Origin of the sequence: Zarconia navalis LEGE 11467 (assembly GCF_015207075.1) — a bacterium.
GTDB classification, from domain to species: domain Bacteria; phylum Cyanobacteriota; class Cyanobacteriia; order Cyanobacteriales; family Geitlerinemataceae; genus Zarconia; species Zarconia navalis.
The window spans coordinates 1-5,706 of the sequence record NZ_JADEXN010000361.1 but is presented as its reverse complement, the minus strand read 5'-3'; the positions used below and the strand labels follow the sequence as shown (position 1 = coordinate 5,706).

At 50.1% G+C, this 5,706-nt stretch carries 3 protein-coding genes; 2 read left to right on the top strand and 1 reads right to left on the bottom strand.

Annotated features, from left to right (window positions below):
• Positions 1-2,495 (top strand): DNA mismatch repair protein MutS (mutS, locus tag IQ235_RS17015; protein WP_264322620.1); only part of this gene is annotated, 2,495 nt, incomplete at its 5' end.
• Positions 2,496-2,747: 252 nt separating this feature from the next.
• Positions 2,748-3,998 carry an aspartate aminotransferase family protein gene (locus tag IQ235_RS17010; RefSeq protein ID WP_264322619.1) on the top strand — a complete coding sequence of 417 codons (1,251 nt, stop codon included), beginning with the start codon at positions 2,748-2,750 and terminating at the stop codon, positions 3,996-3,998.
• On the opposite strand, the gene IQ235_RS17005 is transcribed toward IQ235_RS17010, so the two are convergent.
• Positions 3,978-4,937 (bottom strand): pentapeptide repeat-containing protein, encoded by a 960-nt coding sequence (locus IQ235_RS17005; protein WP_264322618.1) that lies wholly within the window; start codon positions 4,935-4,937, stop codon positions 3,978-3,980. The two genes, IQ235_RS17010 and IQ235_RS17005, sit on opposite strands and share 21 nt — an antisense overlap.
• Between the last annotated feature and the right edge of the window lie 769 nt (positions 4,938-5,706).

Below are 5,706 nucleotides of genomic sequence, written 5' to 3'. Positions count from 1 at the left end.
CGCGGGAACTGGAACTGGTGCTGACGAGCAAAGATGGGGGCAAGCAAGTGGGACGGGTGGCAATGACGGGAGTGCCTCACCACGCCCTCGATCGTTATGCGGCGATGTTGGTAGAAAAGGGATTCGCCATTGCCGTGTGCGATCAGGTGGAAGATGCCGAGGATGCAAAATCTCAGCGGCGGATGGTCGATCGAGAAATTACCCGCGTGATTACCCCCGGAACGCTGATTGAAGAAGGAATGCTGCGGGCGAGTCAGAATAATTTCCTCGCGGCAGTGGTGTTGGCGAACAAGTATTGGGGATTGGCTCATGCGGACATTTCCACCGGGGATTTCTTCACCACCCAAGGAGAAGATTTCGCCCAACTGACTCAAGAGTTGATGCGGCTGCAACCCTCGGAAGTGTTAGTTCCGGTGAATGCCCCCAATCCCGCCAACATTCTCCGACCGGGGGAATCGTCCGATGAGTTACCGCCTCAGTTGCCGCCTCAGTTTTGCTACTCTTTGCGTACCGAGGACTCCTTTGAACTCGACGAAGCGCGGGGGCGACTTCTGCAACGATTTAAACTGCGATCGCTCGAAGGATTGGGGTGCGATCGCTTTCCCCTGGCAGTGCGGGCAGCCGGGGGTTTGCTCGCCTACCTCCAAGAAACTTTCGAGCAGGATGTCAAAGACAAACGAGAACCTACCATCCATCGATCGATTCCCCTACAACTCCTGCGAACCTACGCGATCGCCGATTACCTCGTACTCGACCACCAAAGTCGCACCAACCTCGAAATTACCCAAACCGTTCGAGATGGAACCCGCTACGGTTCTCTACTGTGGGCGTTAGATAAAACCAAAACCGCCATGGGTTCTCGCGCCCTGCGTCGGTGGATGCTCCAACCTCTCCTCAATCTCAACGGCATTCGCGCCCGCCACGATACCATTAGCGAATTGACAGAAAATACCGCCCTGCGCCAGGATATCCAGCAACTTCTACGCCAAATTTACGACCTGGAACGGCTGACGGGACGGTCGGGTTCTGGGACAGCCAACGCCCGCGATTTAGATGCCCTAGCCGATTCCCTTACCAAACTACCCGAACTGGCAAACCTCTGCGTTATGGGTCGTTCTCCTTACCTGCGGGCCCTGCAAACGGTATCCCCAGAACTCGAAGCCCTCGCCGATCGCATCCACGCCCATCTAATCGAATCGCCCCCCCTCTATTTAAAAGAAGGCAATCTGATTCGACCGGGCATTAACCCCCAACTCGACGGGATGCGGCAGCAAATTGAGGCCGACCGCCAGTGGCTGGCACGTTTGGAAGTCTCGGAACGAGAGCGCACGGGGGTTTCGACCCTCAAAGTCGGGTTTAATAAGACCTTCGGGTACTACATTAGTATTTCTCGATCGAAAAGCGATCTAGCCCCCGACAATTATATTCGCAAGCAAACTCTCACCAATGAGGAACGCTATATCACCCCAGACTTGAAAGAACGGGAAGCGCGAATTTTGACGGCGAAAGACGATCTGAATCGATTGGAATACGAGATTTTCGTCCAACTGCGAGAAGAGGTGGGGGAACTCGCGGCCGCCATTCGTCACGTTGCCAAAGCCGTGGCGGCTTTGGATGTGCTGTGCGGGTTGACTGAAGGGGCGATCGAACAGGGATACTGTCGCCCCAATATCGTTGAAACGCGGGAAATTGCCATCGAAGACGGACGGCATCCGGTGGTGGAAAAATCGCTACCACCGGGATTTTTCGTTCCCAATTCGACGGGGTTGGGCAGCCCGGACGTTTCGCCGGATTTGATTATTTTAACTGGGCCGAATGCCAGCGGCAAAAGCTGCTATTTGCGGCAAGTGGGACTGATTCAACTGATGGCGCAAATGGGCAGTTTCGTCCCGGCAACCTCGGCAACCTTGGGAATTTGCGATCGCATCTTTACCCGAGTCGGGGCGGTGGATGATATTGCCACGGGGCAATCGACATTTATGGTGGAGATGAACGAAACGGCAAATATTCTCAACCACGCGACTCCTCGATCGTTAGTTTTACTCGATGAAATCGGTCGAGGAACGGCAACCTTTGATGGATTATCGATCGCCTGGGCAGTGGCAGAATACTTGGCAACGGAGTTGGTGGCTCGAACAATTTTTGCCACCCATTATCACGAACTCAACGAACTCGAATCAATTTTAAATAATATTGCGAACTATCAAGTAACGGTGAAAGAATTACCCGATGAAATTATCTTTTTACACCAAGTTCGACCCGGAGGTGCAGACCGCTCTTATGGTATTGAAGCCGGACGATTGGCTGGTTTGCCCCCTTCAGTGATTAAACGAGCGCGACAGGTGATGGGGCAAATTGAAAAACACAGTAAAATTGCTTTAGGGTTACGGAAAAGTTCCCAAAAATCGGGTTCGGTTAAGGAAAAAAAGGGTAAAAAATATCAAGTGCGATCGGAATCCCCGATCGCACAATTAGATATCTTCGATACGAACTAAGTAATATCGGTTTGGGTTGAGGATCTTAGAGGATAAAGAATCCGCTGGAATAATGTATCGAACATCAGTACGGGTTAAGGGCTAAATTTTGAACGCTTTAACTGACACGATCTCGGTTCGAGACCTCCCTACACGAACAATATGAAAAAGGGAGTTCCCAGCAATGGCTGACTTATTCCCGCAATCCTGTAGCATCCCGTGGTCTGCCTGACTTATACTCAAGTCTTAAGTCGATACCCAGAGGTTTAAACCGTGAGTCCAATCGTTGCCGAATCCCAAGCCCTCGCTTTTGATGCCGCTCTTTTCGATACCCACGTCATGGGAACCTACGGTCGTTTTCCCATCGCTCTGGCAAAAGGTGACGGTTGTCGGGTGTGGGATACCGACGGTCGGGAATATCTCGATTTTGTCGCCGGGATTGCCACCTGTACCCTGGGACACGCTCATCCCCAGTTCGTTGAAGCTGTCAGCGAGCAAGTTCGGAAGTTGCACCACGTTTCTAACTTGTACTACATTCCCGAACAGGGAGAACTCGCCCAATGGCTGACGGAACATTCTTGCGCCGATCGGGTCTTTTTTTGCAACTCCGGTGCCGAAGCCAACGAAGGCGCGATCAAACTCGCCCGTAAATACGCCCACACCGTCCTGAATATTGCCGATCCGATTATTTTAACGGCCAATGCCAGTTTTCACGGACGCACCCTCGCCACGATTACCGCCACGGGTCAGCCGAAATACCAAAAGAATTTTAATCCCTTAGTCCCCGGTTTCGATTACGTCCCTTACAACGATTTAGCTGCAATAGAAGCCAAAATTGCCGAACACGATCGCAACGAGCGTCGGGTAGCGGCGATTATGCTCGAAGCATTACAGGGAGAAGGGGGGGTCAATCCCGGAGATGCTGCATATTTCCAGCGTATTCGCCAAATTTGCGACGAGAAGCAAATCTTACTGATTCTCGACGAAGTTCAAGTAGGGATGGGGCGAAGCGGCAAATACTGGGGCTACGAGAACCTCGGTATCGAACCGGATGTGTTTACCAGTGCTAAAGGCTTAGGAGGCGGCATCCCCATCGGCGCGCTGCTGTGCAAAGAATCCTGTAACGTGTTGAAGCCCGGAGATCATGCCAGTACTTTTGGGGGAAATCCCTTTGTCTGCGGCGTGGCGCTTTCCATCTGTCGGACTTTAGAAACTGAAAATCTACTGGAGAACGCACGGGAACGGGGAGAGCAGTTAAGAGGGGGTTTAGAGGCGATCGCAGCAGACTATCCCGAAACGATCGCCCAAGTGCGGGGTTGGGGTCTAATTAACGGTTTAGTGTTATCTGCCGATACCCCGCTGACTTCGATCGCGATCGTCAAAGCGGCAATGGAGGAAGGGTTGCTGCTCGTACCCGCCGGTCCGAAGGTCGTTCGGTTCGTGCCGCCTTTAATTGTCTCGGCAGCCGAGATCGATCGGGCAATTGCCGCAACCCGGCAAGCTTTAACCCGCTCGATGTCCTAGAAACACCGCCCGATCCTCCATTCCCGTCGGGAGCGGGAAACCTAAATTGCTTAAGTTTGAAGCAACGGGAATCGGTGCGGCAGTGCGCGCGTTTCGCAGATGGGGTCGAGTGCTTTTGGGCAAAGATGCAACCCCTTTGGGTGTTTTTGGAGCTTGAGATCTTTGAGTGCGAGTCATGCGATCGGGAGTTATCTGCACGTCGCTGACGAGATTGTGAGTAATTCGATCGATTCCCTCAGCTCCATCGAGATTTGCTCCTGCTAGGTTGACCCCACCCAACTTAGCACCGGTGAGGTCTGCATTTTGAAGGTTCGCACCTAAGAGATTGGCATCTTGCAGGTTGGCTCCTTTAAGATTTGCATCCCTCAAATCCGCTTTAACAAGTCGAGCATTTTGGAGGTTGGCATCGGCTAAATTGGCTTCAATGAGGGTTGAATCTCCCAAATTTGCGCCTCCCAAGTCGGCTCCGCTCAAATCAGCTCCGCTCAAGTCCACCCCGATCGCATTGGTTCCGTCCAAACGCGCTCCACTCAAATTGCCATAACTGAGTTGGGCGTTCACCAACGAGGCAAATCCCAAATCCGCACCGCAAAGATTCGCATGGGTTAGGTTCGCCTCAAACCACTGAGTTCCGCGAGCCTCAATGCCACTCAAATCTGCGTTGGTGAAACTTGCATTGACGAAGGTGGCAAAACTCAAATCCGCACCGCTAAAGTTAGCCCGATCCAGACGAGAGCAATTGAAGTTGGCAAAGAGCAGCTTTGCCCCACCCAAATTTGCTTCCGTCAGATCGAGCTTGGCTAAATACGCTTCCCCTAGATTGCCTCCAGGACATTGTTTCGTCTCTAACAACCGCTCGATGGGAGTTCGTCTAGCAATAGGATGTTTGATTCTGTCTCGAGCTGATAAACTTTGGTAGCTCTGGTCTTCAATCTTCATTTGGAATTTCTCCGCATCAGTAAATATCCAGTTTGCTCGAATGAATCGGTTTCCTTTTTCAACCGACTTTCGATATTTAAATCCCCTAATGTTCTGCCAGCTAAAACCGAAACCACTGGTCAGTTCTCTATCAGCCTCACACCTGATTCATCTGATTCCTTCGGTTTTGCCAATTGCTCCTATTGCAATTTAGAAATCAGAATCAATTTTTGCGCTTTTCTCACCCAAGCTCTGTTTCCGATCGTGTCTGGGTGCTGGTAAAAGTATGGCGTTTAGAGCAATAAGAAATATACAATCTGAATTTTACCTGTGCGATCGTGCGGAAACTTCCGTCTCGAATACATGAGTGTATTTGATTTAATTGCTCGACTCATATCCTATTGTGTGTCAATTTTTCCTAAAAGCGGGACAGGGGGAGATACCCCTCATTTAGAAAAAAGACTCCTACAGCATGAGATCCACACGATCTTAGAGCCGATCGAAATATTTGCGTTCGAGCTTAAGACTGCAAATATACGGAATATATCGCTCTACAGCTTCAGCTTTCTATGTATTGTCACGCACAAAGAATACACTGAGATTCTTTTCTGGGTTTGCACGCATAGTCAATTTAATATTTTCCAATTATCATTGGTATGAATATTATACATAAAATAAAAATGATTTTAAAAATTAAACTAAAAAATTATTATTAATTTCCTTTACTGTAAACGTTAAAAATATTTAAGTTTTTCGATCTCGGGGTTTTAGCTCAAGAAATTTTAAAGAT